The 23,205-nt window shown below is 57.6% G+C and carries 21 protein-coding genes and 1 riboswitch; of the genes, 8 read left to right on the top strand and 13 right to left on the bottom strand.

The features are described 5' to 3' along the window. The first annotated feature begins 157 nt into the window (after window positions 1–157). Together RSQ48_RS01890 and RSQ48_RS01885 are read left to right on the top strand one after the other, a co-directional pair. The gene (locus tag RSQ48_RS01890) at window positions 158–1,489 is read left to right on the top strand and encodes an aspartate aminotransferase family protein (RefSeq protein ID WP_003804286.1); all 1,332 of its coding nucleotides are present in this window, start codon (window positions 158–160) and stop codon (window positions 1,487–1,489) included. A gap of 110 nt (window positions 1,490–1,599) precedes the next feature. Then, window positions 1,600–2,124, top strand: coding sequence for a carboxymuconolactone decarboxylase family protein (locus tag RSQ48_RS01885; protein WP_131071221.1), 525 nt, complete (start codon window positions 1,600–1,602; stop codon window positions 2,122–2,124). Here the strand turns inward: RSQ48_RS01885 and RSQ48_RS01880 are convergent. Continuing rightward, a complete protein-coding gene (locus tag RSQ48_RS01880; protein WP_059318501.1) occupies window positions 2,121–3,062 on the bottom strand; it encodes a LysR family transcriptional regulator in 942 nt (313 codons plus the stop codon). The genes RSQ48_RS01885 and RSQ48_RS01880 overlap by 4 nt on opposite strands. Before the next feature lie 86 nt (window positions 3,063–3,148). On the opposite strand from RSQ48_RS01880, the gene RSQ48_RS01875 reads away from it, so the two are divergent. Next, on the top strand, window positions 3,149–3,784 hold the full coding sequence (locus RSQ48_RS01875; protein ID WP_230406238.1) for a threonine--tRNA ligase: 636 nt from the start codon (window positions 3,149–3,151) through the stop codon (window positions 3,782–3,784). A gap of 521 nt (window positions 3,785–4,305) precedes the next feature. On the opposite strand, the gene RSQ48_RS01870 is transcribed toward RSQ48_RS01875, so the two are convergent. The 7 genes from RSQ48_RS01870 to RSQ48_RS01840 all read right to left on the bottom strand — a co-directional run bounded on the left by RSQ48_RS01870 (window position 4,306) and on the right by RSQ48_RS01840 (window position 16,131). Next, entirely contained in the window at window positions 4,306–4,428 is a 123-nt protein-coding gene (locus tag RSQ48_RS01870; protein WP_003804292.1) for a putative transporter small subunit, read from the bottom strand. Between the two features lie 34 nt (window positions 4,429–4,462). Further along, complete coding sequence (locus tag RSQ48_RS01865) at window positions 4,463–6,166, bottom strand: sodium:solute symporter family protein (RefSeq protein WP_003804293.1); 1,704 nt, start codon at window positions 6,164–6,166, stop codon at window positions 4,463–4,465. A gap of 526 nt (window positions 6,167–6,692) precedes the next feature. Beyond that, on the bottom strand, window positions 6,693–7,490 hold the full coding sequence (locus RSQ48_RS01860; protein ID WP_415302086.1) for a winged helix-turn-helix domain-containing protein: 798 nt from the start codon (window positions 7,488–7,490) through the stop codon (window positions 6,693–6,695). Between the two features lie 43 nt (window positions 7,491–7,533). Beyond that, window positions 7,534–8,103, bottom strand: a complete 570-nt coding sequence (locus RSQ48_RS01855; RefSeq protein WP_415302085.1) for a SecDF P1 head subdomain-containing protein — start codon at window positions 8,101–8,103, stop codon at window positions 7,534–7,536. A gap of 114 nt (window positions 8,104–8,217) precedes the next feature. After that, window positions 8,218–13,869 carry a YadA-like family protein gene (locus RSQ48_RS01850; protein ID WP_415302084.1) on the bottom strand — a complete coding sequence of 1,884 codons (5,652 nt, stop codon included), beginning with the start codon at window positions 13,867–13,869 and terminating at the stop codon, window positions 8,218–8,220. 275 nt (window positions 13,870–14,144) lie between these two features. Then, entirely contained in the window at window positions 14,145–14,924 is a 780-nt protein-coding gene (locus tag RSQ48_RS01845) for a DNA-binding response regulator (protein WP_059318500.1), read from the bottom strand. A gap of 325 nt (window positions 14,925–15,249) precedes the next feature. Further along, window positions 15,250–16,131 (bottom strand): ATP adenylyltransferase family protein, encoded by an 882-nt coding sequence (locus tag RSQ48_RS01840; protein ID WP_415302083.1) that lies wholly within the window; start codon window positions 16,129–16,131, stop codon window positions 15,250–15,252. A 117-nt stretch (window positions 16,132–16,248) separates the two neighbouring features. Here RSQ48_RS01840 and RSQ48_RS01835 point away from each other — a divergent pair, with 117 nt between their 5' ends. From RSQ48_RS01835 to RSQ48_RS01820, 4 genes are all read left to right on the top strand, one after another. Next, entirely contained in the window at window positions 16,249–16,626 is a 378-nt protein-coding gene (locus RSQ48_RS01835) for a RidA family protein (RefSeq protein ID WP_059318498.1), read from the top strand. A 93-nt stretch (window positions 16,627–16,719) separates the two neighbouring features. Continuing rightward, a complete protein-coding gene (locus RSQ48_RS01830) occupies window positions 16,720–17,214 on the top strand; it encodes a RidA family protein (protein WP_415302082.1) in 495 nt (164 codons plus the stop codon). 145 nt (window positions 17,215–17,359) lie between these two features. Next, window positions 17,360–17,713, top strand: a complete 354-nt coding sequence (locus RSQ48_RS01825) for a CidA/LrgA family protein (protein ID WP_003804305.1) — start codon at window positions 17,360–17,362, stop codon at window positions 17,711–17,713. Continuing rightward, window positions 17,710–18,444 carry an LrgB family protein gene (locus RSQ48_RS01820; RefSeq protein ID WP_415302081.1) on the top strand — a complete coding sequence of 245 codons (735 nt, stop codon included), beginning with the start codon at window positions 17,710–17,712 and terminating at the stop codon, window positions 18,442–18,444. The genes RSQ48_RS01825 and RSQ48_RS01820 overlap by 4 nt, the downstream gene beginning before the upstream one ends. A 21-nt stretch (window positions 18,445–18,465) precedes the next feature. On the opposite strand, the gene RSQ48_RS01815 is transcribed toward RSQ48_RS01820, so the two are convergent. From RSQ48_RS01815 to metX, 4 genes are all read right to left on the bottom strand, one after another. Continuing rightward, the gene (locus tag RSQ48_RS01815) at window positions 18,466–19,083 is read right to left on the bottom strand and encodes a trimeric intracellular cation channel family protein (protein ID WP_336579915.1); all 618 of its coding nucleotides are present in this window, start codon (window positions 19,081–19,083) and stop codon (window positions 18,466–18,468) included. An 8-nt stretch (window positions 19,084–19,091) separates the two neighbouring features. Further along, entirely contained in the window at window positions 19,092–20,321 is a 1,230-nt protein-coding gene (locus tag RSQ48_RS01810) for a muropeptide transporter (RefSeq protein WP_059318496.1), read from the bottom strand. An 11-nt stretch (window positions 20,322–20,332) separates the two neighbouring features. Further along, window positions 20,333–20,968: a methionine biosynthesis protein MetW gene (gene metW / locus RSQ48_RS01805; protein WP_003804309.1), complete on the bottom strand. Its 636-nt coding sequence runs from the start codon at window positions 20,966–20,968 to the stop codon at window positions 20,333–20,335. Then, window positions 20,965–22,209 carry a homoserine O-succinyltransferase MetX gene (gene metX / locus RSQ48_RS01800; RefSeq protein WP_003804310.1) on the bottom strand — a complete coding sequence of 415 codons (1,245 nt, stop codon included), beginning with the start codon at window positions 22,207–22,209 and terminating at the stop codon, window positions 20,965–20,967. The genes metW and metX overlap by 4 nt, the downstream gene beginning before the upstream one ends. Next, window positions 22,199–22,277, bottom strand: a riboswitch (SAM riboswitch). (Overlaps the previous gene by 11 nt.) Window positions 22,278–22,480: 203 nt before the next feature. Here metX and RSQ48_RS01795 point away from each other — a divergent pair. Next, window positions 22,481–22,756: a helix-turn-helix transcriptional regulator gene (locus tag RSQ48_RS01795; RefSeq protein ID WP_336579916.1), complete on the top strand. Its 276-nt coding sequence runs from the start codon at window positions 22,481–22,483 to the stop codon at window positions 22,754–22,756. Here the strand turns inward: RSQ48_RS01795 and RSQ48_RS01790 are convergent. Next, window positions 22,686–23,201 (bottom strand): hypothetical protein, encoded by a 516-nt coding sequence (locus RSQ48_RS01790; RefSeq protein WP_003804313.1) that lies wholly within the window; start codon window positions 23,199–23,201, stop codon window positions 22,686–22,688. The genes RSQ48_RS01795 and RSQ48_RS01790 overlap by 71 nt on opposite strands. Between the last annotated feature and the right edge of the window lie 4 nt (window positions 23,202–23,205).

Below are 23,205 nucleotides of genomic sequence, written 5' to 3'. Positions count from 1 at the left end.
ACCAAGTATATATCGGGTACAAATGCAGTCTGAACGCAACAGTGAGGTCTTTATCCACCCCTGCCACCTCAACAAAGATGATTTATTTGTTGAAAGTATTATTATAGTTTCAACATACGTTGAAAACCCTTATGCGTTTACTTTCCGGATCTGCGCCATGACACACGTCTTTCATCGCAACCCAAAACAAACCTTGCCCTATGCAGTCAAAGGCGATGGCATCCATATCATTGACAGCACAGGCAAGTCCTATATCGACGCCAGCGGCGGGGCAGCCGTCTCCTGCCTGGGACACAGTCACCCTGTCGTGATTGACGCCATCAAGCATCAGCTCGATCAGATTGCTTACGCCCATACCTCGTTTTTCAGCAGCCAGGCCGCAGAGAGTCTGGCGGACTTTCTGAGCAGCCGTGCGCCCGGCGATCTGGACCATGTCTATTTTCTGTCCGGCGGCTCCGAGGCGGTGGAAGCCAGCCTGAAGCTGGCTCGACAATATTTCGTGGAAATAGGTCAAGCCGAACGCCATATCTTTATCGCACGTCGCCAAAGCTATCATGGCAATACGCTGGGCGCACTGGCGATCGGCGGCAACGAATGGCGTCGCAAGCCTTTCCTGCCCTTGCTCGCTCCTGCCCAGCATGTCTCCCCCTGTTACCCCTACCGCGATCAAGGCAGCCATGAAAGCGACGAGCAATACGCCGACCGGCTGGCCCAGGAACTGGACGACACCATTGAACGTCTCGGGCCCCAAAATGTGGCCGCCTTTGTAGGCGAAACCGTTGTTGGCGCAACCGCCGGTGCCCTGGCACCCGTGGGCGATTACTGGAAAAAAATCCGTCAGGTCTGCGACAAGCACGGCGTTTTGCTGATTCTGGACGAGGTCATGTCCGGCATGGGCCGCACCGGCTACCTGTACGCTTGTGAAGAGGATGGCGTTGTACCGGACATCATGGCCATTGCAAAGGGGCTGGGAGCCGGCTATCAACCGATCGGCGCCATGCTGGCCAGTGACCGGATCTATCAGGCCATCCTGAACGGCTCGGGCTTTTTCCAGCATGGTCATACCTATATGGGGCACGCGACGGCCTGCGCCGGCGCCCTGGCCGTGCAACAAGTGATTGAACACGAGCAGTTGCTGGAAAATGTACGCCAACGGGGCGAACAACTGCGTCGTGAGTTGCACCAGGCTCTGGACGAGCATCCCAATGTGGGCGATATCCGCGGTCGCGGCCTGTTCGTGGGTATTGAACTGGTACAGGACAAGGCCAGCAAACAGGCATTGGACCCCGGCCTGAAAACGCATGCGCGGATCAAGCAAGAAGCGTTTTCACAGGGGCTGATGCTCTATCCTATGGGCGGCACCATTGATGGGGTTCACGGCGATCATATCTTGCTGGCACCGCCCTTTATCTGCACGGAAGCGGATATTCACGAGATCGTGAAGCGGCTGACACACACCCTGGAACGCGTCCTGCCTCGTCAAGTCTGAACGTCCCGAGCGTCTGCCTGACCACCCGAGCAGGTGACAAGGAGCCGGCGCTCTGTCCTATAACTGGCGGCCTACATGCCGCCATTTCCCTCAACACAGAAAGGAGAATCATGGCCCGCCTACCTTATGCAGACCTGAGCGCCCCCGATGCGGCTTCCTTGGTCGAGCAAATTATTGCCGAACGCGGCAGCGTGCTGCACCTGTACCAGATGCTGCTGCACAGCCCGCCCATTGCCAAGGGCTGGCTCAATCACCTGACCGGCATACGCCACCACAGCAGTCTGCCGGGCGACTTGCGCGAACTGGTCATCATGCGCGTGGCCTTGCTGAACCGCGCTCCCTACGAAGCCGATCAGCACGCCCCAATCGCCCTTGCAGAGGGCCTGAGTCAGGCGCAGCTCGATGCTTTATCCAACTGGCAGGACTCTGATCAGTTCACACCCATTCAATGTGCCGTACTGGCCTATACCGATGCCATGACCCTGCAGGTACAAGTGGAGCCTGCCATCTTCCAGGCCATACGGCAGCATTTCAATGAACGCTTGACCGTTGAGCTGACGGCCACCATCGCCACCTACAATATGGTGTCGCGTTTTCTGGAAGCCCTGCACATCCATTCGGATGATGCCCGTTAAGGCGACGGCCCCCAGACCTCCCCTTTACCCCCTCCCAGCCGCCCCGCCAGAAACTCCACCATCGCCCGCAGTTTGGGGGGTAAATGGCGAGTGGGCGGATACAGCGCCCACAGGGCGCCACAGTATTGCGTCCGGAACTCCCAATCGGGCAGGACGCGTACGATACGCCCTTGCTGCTCCGCTCCCTTGGCGACAAAGCGCGGCAGGCTGCCGATTCCCAGCCCTCGCTCTACGGCGTCGAGCCGGACTCCGGTGTGGTTGGCCGCATAGCGGCCGCTAACCGTCACGTTCAGAACCTTACCGCCCTTGCTGAAACGCCAGCGAGAATCGCTCGGCGCTTCCCCTAAATAGATGCAACTGTGCTCGCGCAACTGCTGCGGATGCGTGGGCAACGGGTGTGCCGCCACGTAGTCCGGACTGGCATACAGTCCATGTCGAATATCGCTCAGATGCCGCCCCATCAAACCCGGCGGCGGCTGGTCGGTGATACGAATGGCCAGATCCAGTTGATCGTCGATCAGGTCCGTATAGCGGTCATCCAGACTCATCACCACGTTCACTTTGGGGTACGCGGTCAAGAAGTCAGGCATGTGCGGATGAATCAGAAAATGCCCCACCGCTTTAGGAACACTCAAGCGTATAAGACCCTCCGGCTCCGTCTGAAACTGCCCCGATATTTCCATCGCGGCCTGTGCGCAGGCCAACATGTCACGCGCATGTTCATAAATTGCCTGACCGCTGTCACTCAAGCGCAGTTTACGCGTGGTGCGCTGCAGCACCCGGGTTCCCAGCCCTTTTTCCAAACGTGCAATGGAACGGCTGACTGCCGAGGGTGTATTGCCCAGCTGGCGAGCAGCTTCGGAAAAACTGCCCGTCTCCACGACTTTGACAAACACCACCATGTCGCTCATCAAGGAAGTGAGGTTACTTGTGCTCATAGGGAATAAATTATGTCGTTGAATTGCAATTATCAGGGGGGTCTACTACGCCTACAATGCATGAGCACCCACCCATTGATTATGAAATGCACGATAAATTATATTTGACCAGCCATAAACTTATTGGCAAAACAGAAATCCTCGAGTGTTATCACTCGGAAAATGAGCGTTATGTCGTTCGGCTGGATAAAACTTTATTCCATCCCCAAGGTGGTGGTCAGCCTTGCGACAAAGGCACATTAAACGGACACGAAGTTCTGCATGTGACCCAAAACCGCGACGGACAGGTTTTGCACTATCTACCGGTGAGCCTGCCCTTGGGGCCGGTAGAAATGAAAATCGATCAGATGCACAGGCTTGCACATGCACGTTTACATACTGCCGGCCACCTGATCGGCCATCTGCTTGAGCAGACTGGCTGGCAAGCGATCAAGGCGCATCACTGGCCGGGCGAGGCGCGGCTCGTGTTTCGTCAGTCCAACAATGCGCTGCCTCCTAGCCTGGAAGACTTATCGGCCCGCTGCAGGGAACAAATTCAGTTGGCCCACCCTATTTCCATCCACATTCATCAGGGGCACCGTCAGATTGCAATTGGCAAGCTGGGCCAGTATCCCTGCGGCGGAACGCATGTTGAAAATACGGCAGAACTAAATGGATTGACCATAACCCGTATCAAAAATAAAAAAGATGAATTGAGCATTCATTATGAAATACTCGATTAATGAATAATCAAAATTTAGTCTATTGATTATTTCCGGCCATCAGCAGAAAGCATCAAAAAAAGTAAACATCTTTATTCTTTATCGGCACACGACAGCCAAACCCAGCCTATAGGGCCAGCGCCTTGGCACACTGTGCGCAGACGGATACCACTCGATGAGCGAGTCCGCATCTGAGACTGGCACCGCCTATTGATGCTTACGCTTCACAAAATCCAGATCCATGGCCTTATTCATCATCGACAGATGCCAAGTGACAGGAATATCGGCTTTAGCTTTTGCAGGCCCGGCGAGCAGCCCCTCTGCGTCAGACGGACAAAGCGGAGCAAGGTATCAGCCATCCGGGGATGCATTGCCAGAACCGGCCTACAACGCAGCGGCGGGCGGCGGGGCACGCCGGCAATCCGTCGTCGAGGGTGTACATGAACAGCGTCCGGAGTCTGCACTCTGGTTTGTCCTCCGGCCTTGCCCCGGCCCCCCTCAAAAAAAATCCCGTCCTGCAACTGAGGACGGGGTTGCTGCTTTTAGACCATGGACTGACCCGTCTTGCGGGCCATGCGCCAATCACGAATCAGATTACCCAACAGCAAGACCAGAATGATGGCCGACATCACAGGCCAGACCAAAAAGTAAATTGTCATCAGCATCGTGTTCTCCTTTCTACGTCGTTTAAACCTGCCCTCAGGCGCGGGCCGAGGCGGGTTCGCCTTGTTGTGACTGCCGCGTTTTCTGCTTTCCCGGCGCGGGAGTGTCGTCATAGTGAAACGACTGCACACGCTCGGCCAGCACGGAAAAATCAAAACGCTCCTGGCTGCGCAGACTCAATGCCACACACACCACCGCGCTGACTCCGTAAGCGGTCAAGGAACCCAGCAGCACGATGTACTCACGCAAGAAACCGATAAAGTTGGGCAAGAGAACCGCGGTCGCAATCACCCCCACCGCAATCGCAATCCGGCTGTTGAAAAAAGCGAACGCCATCAGACCGGCCACCACGCCTCCCCCAATCGAAGCGCTTATTTCGTAGAACACGGCTACCACACCCTCAATGGGGATCAGCTCAAAGCGCACAATCGTAAACAGCACCACGGCACACAGGACCGACCAGCTAAACGCCTTGTTGGTGACTCGGTCCCAGTAGAAACTGACGATGACCGGAAAGACGATTGCCCCCCACAGTGCGCCCACAAACACCAGCATGACCAGAATATCCAGACGCAAGCTGGCAAAGATCACCCCCACCATCGTGGCGACCACCATGGTGATACGGCCCCACCACAACATACGAGTGGGGTTGGGTCGACCGCGAGCAATGTTCTTGGCATAGATATCCGTCATCATGATGGCCGACAGGGCCGCCAGGTCCGAGTCCGCGGTGGAGGACAGGGAGCCGATAACCAGAATAAAAAACAGGGCAATGCCAAAGGGTGGCAAATACGTGGATGCCATCTGTGGAATGATGTTATTCATATTGCCGTCTACAGGCTGTAGACCGGTGAACAGGGCCAGCAGTCCCAACATGCCCAGACCAATCACCACCGCGCCATAGCCAATGGTGGCGGTCAGAAAGGTAGGCTTGATCAGATCTTCACGCACGGCAAACAGGCGCTGCGCGATGGTCTGGTTACCAATCGCATAGGCCAGTACCGCGACAAAGTAGGGAGCCCCTTGCTCCAAAATCGCTTTGGTCGAATAGAAATTCGCTTGTTCGGAGTCCAGGCGCCACCAGTTGGCCTGAACCATCTCTGGACCACCAGCATTGAAAAAAATCAGCGGAATAATAATGACAGCCGACAGGATCATGGCCACCAGTTGCGCAAAATCGGTCATGACCGAGGCGCGGAATCCCGACCACAAGGTGTAGGACAACACACCCAGCCCGGCGATCAGCACACCTTGAATGAATGTCAGAGGGCTAAGGATCGAGACCAACGCACCAGCGGCCGTGAAGTTCACCATCAGGCTGATGCCACTTCCCACCACGTTGGAAATCGCCATAATCATCTGACTGGACGAGCCGTGCCGCGCGTGCAGCACCTCGGCCAAGGTATGCGCCTGCGGCGCCAACTGGCGAAACCGCCTCCCAAAGGGATAGATGAACAGAATCATCAAGGCGCCCCACAGCCCGTAATGCAGAGGCCCGGACAAGCCATACTTGTAGCCTGAGGTCGCACTGGCATAAAACGACGCGGCCCATACCCAGGTGGCAATCATGCTGGCCGCCGCCAGGCCAAAACCCACTGCACTATTGGATACCATGTATCCGTCCACATTTTCTTTCTTCTGACCAATCATGAGCGACATCAAGAATGTCGCGCCATAAAAACCAAGCAGCAGCAAGATTGCCGTGGTGCTTGAAAGTGTAAAAAACTCCGCCTCTTGCATGTCTTTTCCCTTTCTCTTCTGCGGCGGGGAGTCTGGCCAAGCCTTCCCCGCTCGCATGCGTGCCGATTCCGCCATAACGCGCTGGGCGGCACCGATCCCAGGACCTGAACCGAAGCACCCAAACCGAACGCGCGCACACACGCTCCCGCCCTCGGCACAAGCCGAAGCGAGAAAAAGCAAGACACAGCGCAAAGTGCCTCACATTACGGCAAGTCTGCGGGCCGGACAAAAATCAATATGGCCAGAGACAAGCCGCTCTGTTGCAGGCCGATGTCCGCCAGGACAATCGGCTGGTTGTTCCGCGACCAGAAGGTCGGGCAAGGTGTTTCGGACTAAAAAGCCGGGTTGTTGTGCAACAACCTGTTGAAGAACAGACCGCCATTTTTATGCGATTTTGTCGCACATGAACGGCCAGTTCGAGAAGCTGGTTCTATGAACCAGAGCGACCAATTATACATATTTAAAATTTTAGGGTCTATATCATGCCGTTTAAGCATCGAGAAAGCCCCTCTCCGTCCTGCCCCCGTCAGTCGTAAACCCCGTCTTTACGGAGGCTTTCACGCGCCAGCTCCTGACAGACTGCCGGGACGCTGCCCACAAACGCGTAGCCTTGACCACGCACGGAGCGAATCGGCAGCTCCTCGCCGAGAGCCCACAATTTGCGTTTCAAACGGCTGATGACAACATCCACAGAACGCACTTGTGCCCCGCCCTTTTCCTCCGGCAGAAACAAACGGTCGCGCGCTACGGTTTGCGGACTGAGAGCGAACAAGGCCAAGACAATACGGCGCTCACCTCGCGTTAACAATACGGCCTGTCCGCGCGGGGTAAGCATGGTCCACCCGTCTTCCATCAACTCCCATAATGAGGCGTCGGCTTCGGGCTCCGTTTGTGGGATGGTCGGCACCTGCTTGGAGCAATTGGGTTCAGCCAGTGCCACGCTTTGCCGCAAGGCATAGCCGCGTCGACGCAAGGCTTGAACGCAGGCCACCACCTCGACCGGCAGGGCCTCACGATCAAAGCAGGCATCGGCCCCTGCCAGCATCAGATGCCCCCGCTCCATACCGGCCATCTTGTCTCGTCGCACGACAATAATGCCCGCTGCAGGAAAGACCACGCGCAGACGATTGATATGCAGAAAAACCTTGTCTGCCTGACACGACAAGGCAAAGGCCGCCTGCACACCTGCTGCCGATGCCAATGACAAGCACTGCCCTATCGTTCCAACTATCTGAACCCGTACGCCCCACTGCTCCGCCTCCCGTGCGATATGCTGCAGGCCCGTCAGCTCGTCATACAACAGAAATATCTGCTCCACCGTCATCGTCCCCATCCTTGCTGGCCTCTTCAGGCTCTTTATGTTTTTTTTACCCTTGAACCTGGCTTAGAAAGCGCTGTGCCGCGATCGCGTCAGGTACGGCAAGATAAATCATCCCCTGCTTTAACGGTTGCGCTATGCGGGCAACGTGTGCCACCTGATCGTCCATGACCAGAACCAGCAGGGCCCCCACGTTCCCAGCACTGACCTCGGCCAGCTTACGCGTGCCCAACGCGTTCAAATGAAATCGCAGCAAATGATCTCCCTGAGCAGTACGAACCGAGGCCACGCGAGTCAGGTCGCTACGCTGGACAATGACTTGCGGATACAACCACAGCGGGCCCTCGGGACCTTCCACCTGTACCAGGCCAGGGACGGCTTGCGGCATGCCCACGTAAAAATCCATCTGGGTATACTGCAGCGCACGTGAAGTTTGAGACGCCAGAAAGCTGCGTGTTCCATCATCCCCTTCCCGTTCATACGTTCCAGCCAAGGTAGGCGGACTCAAATCCGCCCCCCCCGCGCCCCTGGTATGCTGGCACCCGGCCAGTACCACGCACAACGCGCCCAGCGCCGCCGCCCTGACAATCTGTGGTACGAAACGTCGTCTTGTGTCCATCCTCCCTCTCCCTATGGGCTCCAGCCCACTGCTGCTCCATTCTCCCGCCTGATCGGGCCGGGGCCGACAAAGCAAGGCCGCATGACGCGCACGCAGCCTTGCCGCTTCAGCCCCTTACCACTGGTACCCTACGCCCAGCGATCCACCGTAATCCCCCCGGGAGGAGCCTGCGACGTTGCCTTTAAGCACCCAACTGCCGCTGTCGGTGACGGTAGACAAGCCCATGGCATACCCGCTCTCACCTCGCCAGACGCCCCCCGCCAGCGCAAACATGCTCTTGCCTGGCACATAAGCTTGCGGCAACCCCGCCATGGCCATCGCAGCGGCCACCCCCGCACTGGAGCGGTTTTCCACCTTGCTGATGCGACGATCCATGGCATTGAACTGATTGGTGATGTTACCGGTGGCCTGTTCCAACTGACGTACGTTGACGGCATCCTGGGGGGCCTGCCCATCGGCCAGATTGCTGATGGGTTTGTCGTGCATATCAATGCCTTGCCGATTGAGAGTCGGACCATCGACAATCAGCAGTTCTTCAGTAGTGACGGACTTGGCCACCACACTACTGACCTTGATGTCTTGAGCCAATGCGACAGTCACGTCCATGCCGGAGCGCGAAATCTCAATATTGTCCCCATTAAGAAACTGCACTGTGGCCTTGGGCGCGACCTGGCTGGCGACGTCCCCATTGGTCTGCAAGTTCCAGCCCGCGCTGGCCAAATCGGTCACGTCATCGACCTTGGTATTCAAGCCCCCCAACGCGTCGTTCACATTGTTGTAAGTGGTGTCGCCCACGTTCAACTCGGTCACCAGCTTGCCATTCTCGAACCGCGAGCCCCCGCCCATGCCACTGGCGATGCTCTCTCCCATGTCGTGAATCTGGCTGCCATTGACCACATCGGTACTGTTTGCGGAAATATCACCCCGCGCCACATTGGTAATGCCCGTGCCACCCGTGCGCCCCCCATCGGTGGACTCGGCGCCCGCCAGGGTGACCTTGCCATAGTTCACGGACTGGTCCGGATTCAGGTCGTACTTGACGGCACGATCTCCCAGACTCTGAGTTTCGCCACGTACCAGCTCCAGTTGCTCCTCGGTTGCCGCACGCCCTCGCGTGCCAAAGTCAGGACCTGTCAGAGTCCGATTGCTCAGACCGGTGATGTCATTCGCGCTTGCCGACACCAATACGTTTCCGGCGCGCAGCCCCTCATTGCTCAAGGCGATCTGCGTACCGATCGCAAAGCCCAGATGGTTCATGACCACATCCGGAGCTGTCCCCTCGCCTTTGACGGTAACGCTCTTGAGCTCCAGGTCGTCATTCAAGGCAATGCTCAAGGTATCGGCACCATCACCGCTGGTGCTCAGGTTGCCATTACTGCCTACTATCTTCAGGGTCTCGCCCAGATCGCGATGCACCGCGGTGCCCGCGCTGCCGGCAAAGTTCATGCCTTTGGCCGTCAGACTGTCGTCCCGTCCCTCAAGCTGGCTGACGTTCACGGCATCGGTCGGTGCCACCCCGTTGGCCACTCCAGTGATCTTTTGATTACCGGCCTGGATGCCCTGTTCATTGATCACCACATTAAAGGCGGTGAGACCGGCATTGCTCAGGTTGACTTGGCCGATCGTCAAACCGGTATTACCCAAAATGACATCGGGTTGACCTGCCGGCCCCTTGACCTTCACCCCCGCTGTACTCAGCTCGGTATCGCCGGTAGTGACGCTGCTCAATGTCAGGTCATCACTCAATGCAACCTGAACCGTATCGCTGCCAACGGTCGCGGTAGACAAATTGGCATTGCTGCCCCGAATGGTCAGTGTCTGGCCCAGATCCCGATGTACCGCGGCGCCGCTTTGGGCCGCAAAACCCATACCCTTGCTGGTCAGACTGCCTTCAGCATCGGTGAGCTGACTGAGATTGACCGCGTCACTGGCGGTTGTTCCCCGCGCCACATTGGTAATTTTTTGCCCGCCCATATCGGCACCCAAGAAAGAGGGAGTTTGGGCCATCTGTATCTGCAATTGACCATTCAAGACCTGGGTACGCAGATTGGCCCCGCTGTAATTGCCCGCCGTGCTGGCCCCGCCCAGAATCTCCAGGCGTTGACCCAGATTCCTGTGAATCATCGTGCTGCCGGAAAGGTTGCCATCGAAGTTATTCCCGCTGTAGTTCGTACCCAAGCTCGTCAAATTCCGATCCAGCTGGATCAGTTGGGCAACATTGGCGGCATCAGTCGGATCCTGGCCTCCGGCCAGGTTGGTAATGCGGCGCTTTTCCGAGTTATTGCCGACCGACACCACCCCTTGTATGGCCTCCTGGGTCACCGTACCGGTATAAAAGGCGGTAGATGCAGAATAAACCGAATTGGTTGTCGAGCCCGCCCCCAGCGCGACTGCGCCGGCCGCCGATACGGAGGCCCCTGCACCCAAAGCCAGCCCCTGAAGGGCCGTATCCGTCGCGATGGCGCCCTGTCCCAACACCATCGACTTTTCGGCAGAAGCACGTGCGTCCTTGCCCCAGGCCTGAGAGCCCGCCGCCAGCGCCTGGGCGTTGGTTCCCAAAGCGGCGGCGTCCATGCCTTCGGACACGGCCTTAAAGCCCAAGGCCAGACCACCGTCCTCCTTGGCGTTGGAGCCAGCTCCTACGCTCATCGCCCCCTCGCCGTGCATGATGTACTCGATCAAGCCATTGGGACCTATTTTTTCCTCAATCCAGCCTGCCTTGGCCTTGTCGCCCACGGCTACGGAGCGGAAGCCATCAGCCTCGACTCCCGAACCGGCTCCCACGGAATTGCTGGCCCGGGTCTTGCTGCCCTGGCCCAGAGCCAGTGAGTTGCTGCCAGCCACGACGGCCTGATATCCCAGGGCAACAGACTGGCCGCCCGAGGCCGAAGCACCGCTTCCCATTGCCATACTGCTGTCGGCGCCACGCTCGACGCGAGAATTCGTACCTAAGGCGACGCCATCCACCCCTTGATCGTAGGCATTGCGTCCCAACGCGATCCCGCCTTGCTGGGTGACCCGAGCTTGCTCGCCAATGGCCACCGCCCCCCTGGCATGAGCCAGCGCATCACCCATCACTTCCGACTTATAGCCAATCGCCACCGAATAATTGGCCGTATCCGCGACCCGAGACTCCTGACCGACCGCAATCGAACTTTCTGAGGCCGCGCTGGCCGATGCGCCCAGGGCCGTTGCACCCAACCCTGATGCTGCAGTATGTGCGCCAATAGCGGTCGTCAGATTGGCCTGGGTCAGTCCCCCTGCCGACGAATTCAGACCAATTGCCGTCGAGCCGACTCCAGAGCCACGCGCCACTGCGCCAATCGCAATTGCGTCCGTACCGGTAGCCCCATCATTGTTTTCGTTGGGATTATTGGAGGAGTTAACGCTGACATAGCGCTGGCGGTTGGCAATCAGCGTGGACTCCAGCTGTTCCAACTGCCCTTTGTTCACTGCATCAGTGGCCACTACGCCTGCGGCGAGGTTTGAAATCCGCACGGGGCCGCCAGTCGCGCTGTCCAGATCGATCAGGGTACGGTCCGCGTTGGAATAGGTGACAGCCGACAATCCTGCGATGGCCCCTGCCACCCCCGTGCGCATGGCCTCAAAAGCGGATCCGATCGAAGTATAGGTATGATCCGCGCCATTCTCATCCTTGATGATGAAGTGCGGGCCCGTCATCTGACCGTTGGCGTCCCATGTCAGACCGCCTCCCACCAGGGCCGTCAAATCCCCCTGCAACACTTTGAGCTGGCTGACGTTCACCGCATCCGTATCCAGACGACCAGCAGCCAGATTGCTCAGACGGCGCTCTCCCCCCACGGTCCCGATAGACACGCTGGCCGACGGCAACAGCGCTCCCGATGGCGCGCCATACCCCACCCCGACCGTTTCAACCGAACGCGAGTTTGCCCCGATTGCCACACTGTTGGCATGGGTCACATGAGACTGATCGCCCAAGGCGATGCCACCTGCCGCCGCATTGGTGGACGTCCCCGCATACACCAGAGCCTGATTGCCAATGGCAATGCCGCCAATATCGAAATCCGCTACCGTAGCCATTGAACCCAGGGCAATCGAACCATCCGCACCCGAGCGTGTGCGCTCGCCAATCGCGACCGCATGGGCTGCCTTGACTGGGGGAGCAACGGGATTGCCCGAGCCTGTCTCACCTGGCAGATTATTGGCGCCATAGCCAATGCTGACGGTGCGATCACCGCTCAGCCTGTTGCCTGCCTCTCGTCCGATCGACACCGTATCGTCACCCGTGATGTCGCTACCCGACTTGTAGCCCAAGGCGACGTTATAGCCGCCATAGACTCCCTGGCCCGCCAGACCTCCGACAGCAACCTGACCAAAGCGATTGCCAATGACAGGGGTACCGGCATTGGACCCGGCTCCCTGGCCGATCGATACACCCGAGGTCGTGTTGCTCATGGCACCCGATCCCAGGGCCACCGAATCGGCGCCAAAAGCCCGCGCGCCGCTTCCGGCCGCCAATGCCGAACCGCCCGACGCCTCTGCCTGATTGCCAATAGCCGTGGATGCCGACCCGGAGCTGCTTGCGGCATTCCCTACCGCGGTTCCCGCCACTCCCCGCACCGTGGTCAAGGCACCTAATGCCGTTGCTCCCACGGCCTCCTGCGCGACGGTGGCCCCCTGGCCCATCGCGATGGCCTGCGTGGCCAGCAAGCCCACATCAGCTCCATTGCCCAAAGCAATCGCACCTGTTGCCTTGGCCAAGGCCTGATTGCCAATGGCAACGGTGTTGTCTACTTCCAGAGGATCAACCAGGCTTGCGGCCGCAGAGCCAATCGCCACGTTGTTATTCCCCTCCAGGTTTTGCCCGGCCTGATTGCCCAAAGCAATCAAATTGCTGCCCAGGCTTTTTGCTCCCGCGTCACTGCCAATCATCACGCCATTGGCGACCGTGTTATCCAGCCCGGCACGAGCACCCAGCGACACCGTCTCCGCACCTGCCGCCTGCGCCTGCCAGCCTGCCGCCAAGGCTGCCGCCCCTGCTGCTGTCGCTTCTGGCCCCATGGCAAGGGCATCAGTGCCGCTGGCAACAGAATCAGCATTGGTCGATTTGCTGTGGAAATACTTCATGCCCTCGCCCGAATTCAGGGCGCCGTACAAGACCCGGCCTGATACCGCCTCCGTACTGGCCGCGCTGACGGTCGCATCGGCCAAACCGGAAATCTTGTTGTTATTCACATTGACCGCACGCAGACTGCTATTGCCTGTGACCGTCAAGGCACCAGTACTGACATTGCCAGCCGTCAGGGCATTGGCGATGGTGGCAGAGCCTGCCTGCAAGCCACCTTGGATCAGCGCAGAGCCTGCACTTAACTGTGCAGAGAACTCTCCTGTCGCCCCTTTGATCGCACCACTTGCCGTGACAGAGTTCACATTCAGATCGGGACTCATCGCCACCGAAACGCTCTGACCGGTTTGTGTCAGAACCATATTGCTGCCGGAGTTCAAGGAAAAAGTCCCCCCCGGAATCACATGGAAAGGGCTCGAGCCGTCCACAATGAGCTCCCAGCCGTCCGTAACCTGTGCCAGAGCGGGCTGCGCCAGCACTCCAGCACCGAGCAAGGCCCCCACAAGCGAGCGCAACGCCCGTCCCTGGATACCTTGTGTTGCCCCATGAGCCGGACCCCGGCCCGCAACGCTGCGTTTGCCACACGACTTGGTGTTCTCCGCAACCGCTACAAAGGTTGCTGTGCGCTCATTCCAAACCGACTTGTAGATTCTGTTCATGATCCGTTCGCTTACAAAAGTAATTAGTCATGCCGACCCTCCCCCGTCCCCACTCGCGCTGACGCATGCCGGTTTCAGGGTGCAAAACCGTCCCTCACCCCGTTATGGCGATTAATGAATCTGGATACTCAGGAAAGTCTTACCGAACCCCTAACTCATCCGGCTTTTTTTATTCTCTTATCAGTTTTTAATAATTACTTTTGAATTTCTACGAAATCCATTTGAATCATTGCACAACATAGAAATTTATTAATTTTGTCTATTTCAAAGTCGATTTAAATATTAGATCTATTGCACTGTCTATAAACCGAAGGAGACAGGCCGCTATATTGTCTGAACGCAGTGGCAAAATTGGCCGGATTCACATAGCCAGACTCCACAGCCACATTGATGATGGCCATGTCGGTATGCGTTAACAGGTGCATGGCATAGCCCATCCGGGTGGAGCGCACGTAATCGTGCACCGTCACGCCACAGGCTGTTTTGAAAAGTGCATTCAGACGCCGGGCACTTGTGCCAAACAAGGCCGCCAGATTCTCGGCACTGAGCGGCTCCGATAGATTGTCGCGTACATGCTGCTGCACTGCCTCTACCAAGGGAGTGCGTGGGGACGACTCCTTACCACGTTCCAACAAGCGCCGATATTCCCTGCTCGCCTTCTCTTGTTGTACTTCTCTCAGACTCAGATGCAGACGAATACGTTCCAGCACCAGTTGCACGTTCGTTCGGTAATCGATGAAATCGCGCGCCCCACTACGCAAGGCCATTAACTGACTGTCGGCACAGGAACGGGCCGACAAGAACACAACCGGTATGGCGGCTGTTTGCGGGTTGGCGCGCAGCAATCGCATAAAGACATCCCCTCTCAAACGAGGCAGATGGTAATCACTCAGCACAAAGTCGGGCCGCAATGACAGACAGCGCGCCAAGCCTTGCTGCGCATCAAGCGCAAAGCTGACGCGGCCAAAACTGGTGCGCAATAACACCAACAGATCTGTTGCACCGAAAGGTTCGGGAGCAATGAAAAGAATATGAGCATCCGACGAAACATGCATAAGCCATTCACCTTTGGTCAATCAAGCCTGCATTGTTCAAACCAGTGACGGTTTTAATAGTTAATAGGCTTATACATGAATGCTTCATTTTTTCGAAACGTCTTATTCCCCTTATTTTTTACAAACAAAGTTACATTATTTCAATAATTATCTATTTACATTACTTAATTGCTCACCAAAATGAAATAAAGCGAAATTCAATTTGTATTAACCCCCCCGAATTTGCCTTATGTTTCTTAACAATAAATAGAGATTCAAAATGTGACAACAGAGCAGAAAAAAACCCCGCCGCAGCGGGGCTCATCCTGCTCAGCGACCAGGGAACTCAAGCCTGACGCGTGCTGGCGTAGGCAGCCTGAGCCAGAACAGCTAAAGGGCCTATCTGCCGCACTCGCTCGATTTGCTCGGGAGTGCGGACATAAATGCAGCCTGCATACGACAGGGCATTGACCGAGATGCCATCCACCAGCTCCACGCTACGCGGCACCACCAGCAGCCAGCCCTGACCGGCCAGCATATTATGGGGCGGCAACAAACCCTGTTCGTCCATGACCAGACCCAATTCCTTGCACGCAAGCTGGTAAGCGCTCAACAAGCTGCTGCTCAAAGCGGTCGGGTCCTGCGTCTCCAGCAGGCGCACAAAGCGGTGTTCAAAGGCCAATGCCGGGTGCCGATGCACGCTGCCAACCGGGGCCTGAGCAGGAAGCTCATCCAGATACAAAGCCAAAGAGCCGTTGCTCTCTGCCGGGGGGACCCATTGTGTATGTTTATGCCGCTGACTGGCTCCGGCCGGTCCGCCGCCGTTGTAAAACCCCAGCCCGCCCTGCAGGGCCAAAAAATTCGCCAGAACCTGAAAATCAATGTCGCGCAAAGGACTCAGCTGCTCGCTAAACACCTTGTCAGCCAGCACCAGATGCAAATCACAGACCGCGAACTTGTTAAGCACTATATTGTGGGTGGGGCTGGCATCGGCTACGGTCAATGCCGGTGCTGGGGGCAGGAAAGGATTGAAATTGGGGTCGCGCGGCCCGCCCGGGATCGAGACGCTGGCTGCATCCTTGGCCGCCAGAGTGGACACCCAACGCACAAAAAAAGTCAGCCCCTGATCGTGCATCAGCTCTTCTTGAGCTTGCACAGGCAACAAATCCCCGCTGGCCAGCGCAGCCTGACTGAGTTGGTCCAGGCGTTGCAAAATTTCCTTGCTCACGTCGTCTCGCTCCTCATTTGAAGTTGTATAGTGACGCCTTATTGTAGGCAAGAGACGTGAACAAACACGCATTGCTGCCTTGACCGACTTTTCCACCATCCCTATCAGGAGTACTCCATGTCCGGTATCCGCCGTATTGCCAGCCCACTGCCACTGCCTTTTTCGCGTGCGACCATCGCTGGCGGTTTTCTGTTCCTGTCTGGTCAGATCCCTTACGACGCCCAGGGCGAAGTGGTACGTGGCTCCATCCAGGACCAGACCCACGCCGTCTTTGATCGCCTGATCGAAGGCCTGGCACTGGCCAACGCCACCTTGGCCGACGTGGTCAAAGCCACAGTCTGGCTGTCCGATATGGCCCTGTTTGCTGACTTCAACAAGGTCTATGCCGAACGTTTTGGCGACACCTTGCCCACCCGCTCGCTGGTTGAAGCCAAGCTGGCCAAGAATGTGGACGTGGAAATCGAAGTCCAGGCCTGGTTGGGCGATCGCGCTTAAGCAACCTTGAGGCCGACGGGCCGTCACATTAATTAACGCTGCCCGGCCTCGACTGTGGCACACTGGATTCCCCCTTGTCCAAGGAGAATTCTGATGCGTTTATTTGCTTTGGCCCGTCACACTTTGCTGGTTTGCTCGGTCGCAGGACTGGGCATCAGCACCGCTTATGCCGCAAGCACAGGCAAGAGCACAGAACCGACGGCAATCAAACGCTTTCTGGCGGATGCGGACATGCCCTTTTCCCGCGCAGTGCAGGCCGGTGATTTTCTGTTTCTGTCCGGGCAAATTCCGCTGAACGAGAAAGGCGAGATCGTGCGGGGCAGCATTGAGGATCAAACCAATGCCACCTTGGACCGGATTGAGGAGGCCTTGGCCCTGGCCGGCGCCGACCTGAACCAGCTGGTCAAAGCCACCGTCTATCTGTCCGATATTGCCTTGTACGACCAGTTCAACAAAGTCTATAAGGAACGCCTGGGCAGCAACTTCCCGGCCCGTTCTCTGGTACAAGCCAAACTGGCAGGCGGGGTGGATGTTGAAATCGAAGTCCAGGCCTGGACAGGCGCCAACCCCCCTGCCGCCAAGCATTGATACGACGAACTTGCCATAGCCAATTCCATATAAGCAGCACGTCTACTGCCTGACTGGCTTGTATGGCACACTAGCACCCTCAGCCAGACCTTGTTACCTGCGCCAGGCTTGCCGCCTGGCGTTTTCGTGCTTTACGGATATTGTCATGATCTACGCGATTACTGCCCTGTTCGCCTTTCAGTTACTCGGCGAAGTCCTGGTGCAGACTCTGTCTTTACCGCTGCCCGGCCCCTTGGCGGGCATGCTTTTGCTGGCGGCCGCCTTGCTGATCCGTGGCGGGGTTCCGGCCGCCCTCGAGAGCACGGCCAGTGTCATGCTGCAGAACCTGATGCTGCTGTTCATTCCCGCCGTCACCGGCGTGATGCTGTATTTTGATCGGGTGGCCGATGAATGGCAGCCCTTTCTGATTGCCACCCTGGGTGGCACCGTCATCACGATGGTGGTGACGGCTCTGGTGCTTAACCGCTTGCTCAAAAACCGTCAGGAAGAAGAAAAATGACCGACGGACTGTTTCAAATCTGGGTCTTTTTGTCCAGCTCCCCCTTGCTGTGGCTCACCCTGACCTGCTCGGTCTACGCGGGCTCGGTCTGGATGTATCGTCAATCGGGGAGCAGCCCCTTTTTGCTGCCGATTCTGGTCTCCGTAATGGTCATCGTCGCTCTGCTTATGCTGACCCGCACGCCCTACCCAGTCTATTTCGAGGGCGCCAAATTCATTCACTTTCTGATTGGCCCGGCGACCGTCGCCCTGGCCGTGCCACTCTATAGCCAGTTGCGTCAGCTGCGCGAAATCTGGAAACCCTTGACGATTGCGCTGCTGATCGGTTCAGTCACCGCTATTTTCAGTACGGTTCTGATTGCCTGGGCCTTGGGTGGATCGATGGAAACCATCATGTCGGTCGCCCCTCGGTCGGCCACCATGCCCATTGCCATGGCATTGGCAGAGCAGTTTGATGGCCAGCCTTCCTTGGCAGCCGTGGCTGTCGCGATTACCGGCATCGCCGGCACCATCATGGCACGCCCCCTGCTGAACCTGCTGCGCATTGACCGCCCCGAAGCCCGCGGCTTTGCCGTGGGCGTGACGGCACACGCGATTGGCACCGCTCGCGCCTTGCAGGTCCATGAGACAATCGGGGCCTTCTCGGCCATTGGCCTGAGCCTCAATGGAATCATGACTGCCATACTGGTGCCCTTCGTGCCCCTGATCTTGCGCTGGCTGGGCATGGTCTGAGCCCACTCAGGCAGGCTGAGCTTAACGCCACTCGTCTCGATAGACGAAGCGGGGCATCTGCCAATTACGATGCAGGGCCAGCATGCGGAAACTCAAGCCGATAACCATGGGCCCCAGCAAGGTTACGTAGGGGTCCCAGTCCAGGTGCTGAGCACCCAGATATAAAGCACCGGTCAGCATGGATACGCTGGCATACATCTCCTTGCGCAACAGCAAGGGGATGTCATTACAGAGAATGTCGCGTAAAACACCCCCGGCACAGCCGGTAATCATGCCGCTGAGCAGCACCACCGTAATGGGTAACTGCATCTCCAGCGCGATCTGACAGCCGATCACGGTAAAGACCACCAGCCCCATGGCGTCAAGCAGCAGGAACAGACTGTGCAAACGCCGCATGATCGGAGCGATCAAGGCCGTCAAAATGGCCGCGCCTGCCGTAATCCACAAATACTCGGGATGCTGCACCCAGGTCAGCGGATAATGCCCCAGAAGCACGTCCCGCACGGAACCGCCCCCCAAGGCCGTGACGCAGGCGATGGTACACACGCCAACCCAGTCCATGTCACGACGGCCTGCCGCCAGGGCGGCGGTCATCGCCTCTGCAGTAATGGCAATAATGTAGAGAACAAGTAAGAGCATGATATTTTTTACGCATCAAGCTGTTGAATAAGGCCGCGATAACACCGCAGCATCAGTAAACCGGGCACGGCAATAAACACCGTACAGATAAAAAAGCCTGGCCATCCCAGGGTCTGAACCAGCAGCGGTGTCAACGGGCCGGCCAGATAGGTGCGGCCCACCGCCGACAAGGCCGACAGCAAGGCAAATTGAGTCGCTGAATAGGTTCGGTTGCACAAGGCCATCAGCAAGGCGACAAAGGCCGCTGTCCCCAGGCCACCACACAGATTTTCCAGACCCACCACCATGCCCATCAGCCACATGGACGGCGCGGTTTCAATCGCGATCAGCCAATAACCCAGGTTGGAGACGGCCTGCAGCAGCCCGAAAATCATCAAGGCCCGGTAAAGCCCGAGGCGGGCCATGATCGCCCCCCCCATCAAGGCCCCGACCACTGTGGCCGCCAGTCCAAACACCTTGTTGATCGTGCCGACTTCCGACAAGGTAAAGCCGGCCGCACGAATCAGAAACGTAGTGGACAAGGCGCCGGCAAAGGCGTCACCCAATTTGTAGAGCACAATCAGGGCCAGCACGCTCCAGGCGCCGGGACGAGAGAAAAAATCCGCCAAAGGCGCGACCACCGCCTCGGACAGGCTGCGCGGCGGGCGGCTTTGTTCCTGAGGGTCGGGGGACACCAAGGTCACCAGCGCGCACAGTGCCATGAAGGCACCCATCAGAAAATAGGTATTGGCCCAGCCCAACCAGCGATCGGCCAGGATCAGCGCCAGGCCACCGGAAACAATCATGGCGATGCGGTACCCCATGACTTTGACGGCCGCTCCCGCCGCACGCTCGTGGGCCTGCAGCACGTCCGTGCAATAGGCATCAAAAGCAATGTCCTGTGTGGCGGACAAAAAAGCCACCCACACGGCCAGCAAAGCCAGTGCGGTCAGATTCACGGAAGGGGAAAACAGGCCCATCGCGGCAATCGAGCCCGCCAGCAATAATTGGGTCAGCAGTATCCAGCCACGTCGACGCCCCATGAAGGGGGGAGCATAACGGTCAATCAGGGGAGCCCAGAGAAACTTCAGCGTGTACGCCGAGCCCACCAGGGTCAAGAAGCCGATTTCGGTCAGCGAGACCTGTTCCACGGTGGCCCAGGCCTGCAAAGTGCCTGACACCAGGGCCAGGGGCAGGCCACTGGCGAACCCCAGAATCAGCAAAGGCAAGACTCGGGGACTGGTATAGACACGTGACACGTCAGGCCTTGTTAGCGCGAAGCACCAAGAAAATGGGGGGATTCGAAACGGTAGACAGCCAGGGTACTGCGCCAGCCCGGTAAAAAACGAACCGTATGACCGCCATTGAATGCAACACGATCAAGAATACGTACGCCCACTGCCTGAGCCAGATCCTGAAAATCTTTCATGGTGCACAAATGAATGTTGGGCGTGTTGTACCACTGGTAAGGCATTTCACCGGTCACCGGCATGCGGCCACGCAAAATGCTCCAGCCGTGCGGCCAGTAACCGAAGTTGGGAAACGAGACGATACCATACCGCGCCACCCGCGCCATCTCACGCAAGATGTGCTCCGTATGGTGCATGGACTGCAAGGTCTTGGACAGAACCACGGTATCGAACTGCTGATCGCTAAACAGGGCCAGACCTTTTTCCAGATCTTGCTGAATGACGTTGACACCCCGGCGGACCGACGCAATGACGAACTGATCATTGAGCTCCACCCCTGTGCCAACGACCTGACGCGTATCACGCAGATGTGCCAGCAAGGTCCCATCGTTACAGCCCAGGTCCAGCACTCGCGAGCCGGGCTCGATCCACTGCGCAATGCGCAGCAAATCCGGTCTTAACATGGCGGCGGCCACTTGTGTTTGCGGCTTAGTCATTCTGCCAGCACCCCCGTCGTGCGCGTGCGCGCAGGCAAGCCCAAATTAACGGCGATCTGATCATAGTATCCCTGTACGACCGCATGGTAGCGGGGGTCTTCCAGCAAGAAAGCATCATGCCCATGCGGAGCATCGATTTCAGCGTAGGTCACCTGACGCTGGTTACGGAGCAGGGCCTGCACAATTTCACGCGAGCGCTCGGGCGAAAAACGCCAGTCCGTGGTGAAGGAAACAAGCAGGAACTTGGCCATCACGTTTTCCAGGGCTTTGCTCAGATCCCCCTGATACGGACGGGACGGATCAAAGTAATCCAGGGCCCGCGTAATGATCAGGTAGGTATTGGCGTCAAAGTAGCGTGAGAACTTCTCTCCCTGATAACGCAGATAGGATTCGACCTCGAATTCCACGCCATAGTTGTAGTGGTATTCGCCACCTTGCGCCGGCGCACGCTGGGTGCGGCCAAACTTCTCGGCCATGACGGTATCAGACAGGTAGGTGATATGGCCCACCATGCGGGCCACGCCCAGTCCGGCCTTGGGTACCACGCCATGCTCGTAATAATTGCCGCCATGAAACTGCGGGTCAGACAAAATGGCACTGCGGGCCACTTCGTTAAACGCAATATTCTGCGCTGACAGGCGCGGTGTGCTGGCAATAACCACACAGTTCTCGACGCGATCGGGGCAACTGATCGCCCAGCTCAAGGCTTGCATGCCACCCAGCGATCCTCCCATGACGGCCGCGAACTTGCGAATGCCAAAATAGTCGGCCAGACGCGCCTGGGCACGTACCCAGTCCTCCACGGTCAGAACGGGAAACTCGGAGCCCCAGGGCTTGCCGGTAGCGGGATTGATGCTGGACGGCCCCGTAGAACCAAAACAGGAGCCAATATTGTTGACGCCAATGACAAAAAACCGATCCGTATCCACGGCCTTGCCGGGACCGACCATATTGTCCCACCAGCCTACGCTTTTGGGATCGTCATCGTAATAGCCGGCAACGTGATGGGAGGCATTGAGCGCATGACACACCAGGACCGCGTTGCTGCGCTCTTTATTCAGGGTGCCGTACGTCTCGACGGCCAGCTCGTAGCTGGGCAGCACTTGCCCGCTGCGCAGGTGCAGCGGTTCATCAAACGCAATGAGTTCGGCTTGTACAGGGCCCACAGAACCTTCGGGGATCAATCCGCAGGATGGGCTAGGGGCGCCAACGTTGGCGCAGGGGACGGAATCAGTGGCCATCTGGACCTCTTTAGCTGGATTTATGGAGCGCCCGCAAGCGGATCAGGCAAATCGGCGCAAAACGTATAAGACAAAATTCTAGCATCGCTGCAGCGCGTCGTCCAAACCAGGCAGGCCGCCTCCCTTCGCCACTGTGCCTAAAGATCCGTTCGGGAAACAGACAATGCTTTGATTTGCATCATTATTTCCATGTTCATCGGTCTGCCAGCTAAGCTAAATTTGAGTACATTGGCGCGACGTTTACCACGAATGCATGAGGAATGGCTTTACCGTGACGTATTTAACTTCACGCGAACAGTCCTGCCTGAACTGGGCTGCCCATGGCAAGACCAGCTGGGAAATCAGCATCATCCTGGGCATTACTGAGCGCACGATCAACTTTCATTTCCAGAACGCTTACGCCAAACTGGGGGTTTACAGCCGCCAGGCCGCCATTACCCAGGCCTTGCAACAGCGCCTGATCAGCGGCGACCCCGCTAGCGAGCTAAGCCGTCAAAGAAAATCTTTGCCTGAGCCGCATCCGGCGCCTTACCGGAATCCGTCATAACAAAGCCCTGCACCAGCCAGCCCGGCTCCATACGGATCATCGCCTCCAGGCGCAACGCCACGCCGCCCACATCGCGTGTCATGTAAAAAATCTGGCCAGGTGGCGGGATCTGCACGGCGCTTTTCTGACTGGCCTGCCCATCCGGGACGAATTTTGCACGCAAGGACTCATGCAGCGCCTCGTACAGGCGCTCACGGGCGGCTGGGTCCTGTTGCAATTGCGCGGGAAGAATCACATGACCCACGGTATAGATCTGCCCACCCGCGGTCGCCGTCGTCAGGTAAAAATCCAGCGGGTACTGCTCGAAATCCAACACGCGGTGACTGGTACTTGGCTTGCCGGGCAACATGGCTGACAAGCCCGTTTGCTCAAGTTGAACCTTGCGCCAGTTAAACTCCGGACTGCAGGCCGCCAACATCCATAAGGCCGCCAGTACGGCGGTCATGCGC

Origin of the sequence: Alcaligenes sp. SJTW-7 (assembly GCF_047716895.1) — a bacterium.
Lineage (GTDB): Bacteria > Pseudomonadota > Gammaproteobacteria > Burkholderiales > Burkholderiaceae_B > Alcaligenes > Alcaligenes ammonioxydans.
This window is presented reverse-complemented; position numbering and strand designations above follow the sequence as displayed.

What these genes read in the sequence shown, in the direction of transcription:
- RSQ48_RS01890 (WP_003804286.1), top strand. Translation starts at nt 158, where the DNA reads ATGACACACGTCTTTCATCGCAACCCAAAACAAACCTTGCCCTATGCA.
- RSQ48_RS01830 (WP_415302082.1), top strand. Translation starts at nt 16,720, where the DNA reads ATGCGTTTATTTGCTTTGGCCCGTCACACTTTGCTGGTTTGCTCGGTC.
- RSQ48_RS01825 (WP_003804305.1), top strand. Translation starts at nt 17,360, where the DNA reads ATGATCTACGCGATTACTGCCCTGTTCGCCTTTCAGTTACTCGGCGAA.
- metX (WP_003804310.1), bottom strand. Translation starts at nt 22,209, where the DNA reads ATGGCCACTGATTCCGTCCCCTGCGCCAACGTTGGCGCCCCTAGCCCA.
- RSQ48_RS01815 (WP_336579915.1), bottom strand. Translation starts at nt 19,083, where the DNA reads ATGCTCTTACTTGTTCTCTACATTATTGCCATTACTGCAGAGGCGATG.
- metW (WP_003804309.1), bottom strand. Translation starts at nt 20,968, where the DNA reads ATGACTAAGCCGCAAACACAAGTGGCCGCCGCCATGTTAAGACCGGAT.
- RSQ48_RS01820 (WP_415302081.1), top strand. Translation starts at nt 17,710, where the DNA reads ATGACCGACGGACTGTTTCAAATCTGGGTCTTTTTGTCCAGCTCCCCC.
- RSQ48_RS01850 (WP_415302084.1), bottom strand. Translation starts at nt 13,869, where the DNA reads ATGAACAGAATCTACAAGTCGGTTTGGAATGAGCGCACAGCAACCTTT.
- RSQ48_RS01875 (WP_230406238.1), top strand. Translation starts at nt 3,149, where the DNA reads ATGCACGATAAATTATATTTGACCAGCCATAAACTTATTGGCAAAACA.
- RSQ48_RS01790 (WP_003804313.1), bottom strand. Translation starts at nt 23,201, where the DNA reads ATGACCGCCGTACTGGCGGCCTTATGGATGTTGGCGGCCTGCAGTCCG.
- RSQ48_RS01865 (WP_003804293.1), bottom strand. Translation starts at nt 6,166, where the DNA reads ATGCAAGAGGCGGAGTTTTTTACACTTTCAAGCACCACGGCAATCTTG.
- RSQ48_RS01855 (WP_415302085.1), bottom strand. Translation starts at nt 8,103, where the DNA reads ATGGACACAAGACGACGTTTCGTACCACAGATTGTCAGGGCGGCGGCG.
- RSQ48_RS01870 (WP_003804292.1), bottom strand. Translation starts at nt 4,428, where the DNA reads ATGCTGATGACAATTTACTTTTTGGTCTGGCCTGTGATGTCGGCCATC.
- RSQ48_RS01835 (WP_059318498.1), top strand. Translation starts at nt 16,249, where the DNA reads ATGTCCGGTATCCGCCGTATTGCCAGCCCACTGCCACTGCCTTTTTCG.
- RSQ48_RS01845 (WP_059318500.1), bottom strand. Translation starts at nt 14,924, where the DNA reads ATGCATGTTTCGTCGGATGCTCATATTCTTTTCATTGCTCCCGAACCT.
- RSQ48_RS01860 (WP_415302086.1), bottom strand. Translation starts at nt 7,490, where the DNA reads ATGACGGTGGAGCAGATATTTCTGTTGTATGACGAGCTGACGGGCCTG.
- RSQ48_RS01885 (WP_131071221.1), top strand. Translation starts at nt 1,600, where the DNA reads ATGGCCCGCCTACCTTATGCAGACCTGAGCGCCCCCGATGCGGCTTCC.
- RSQ48_RS01880 (WP_059318501.1), bottom strand. Translation starts at nt 3,062, where the DNA reads ATGAGCACAAGTAACCTCACTTCCTTGATGAGCGACATGGTGGTGTTT.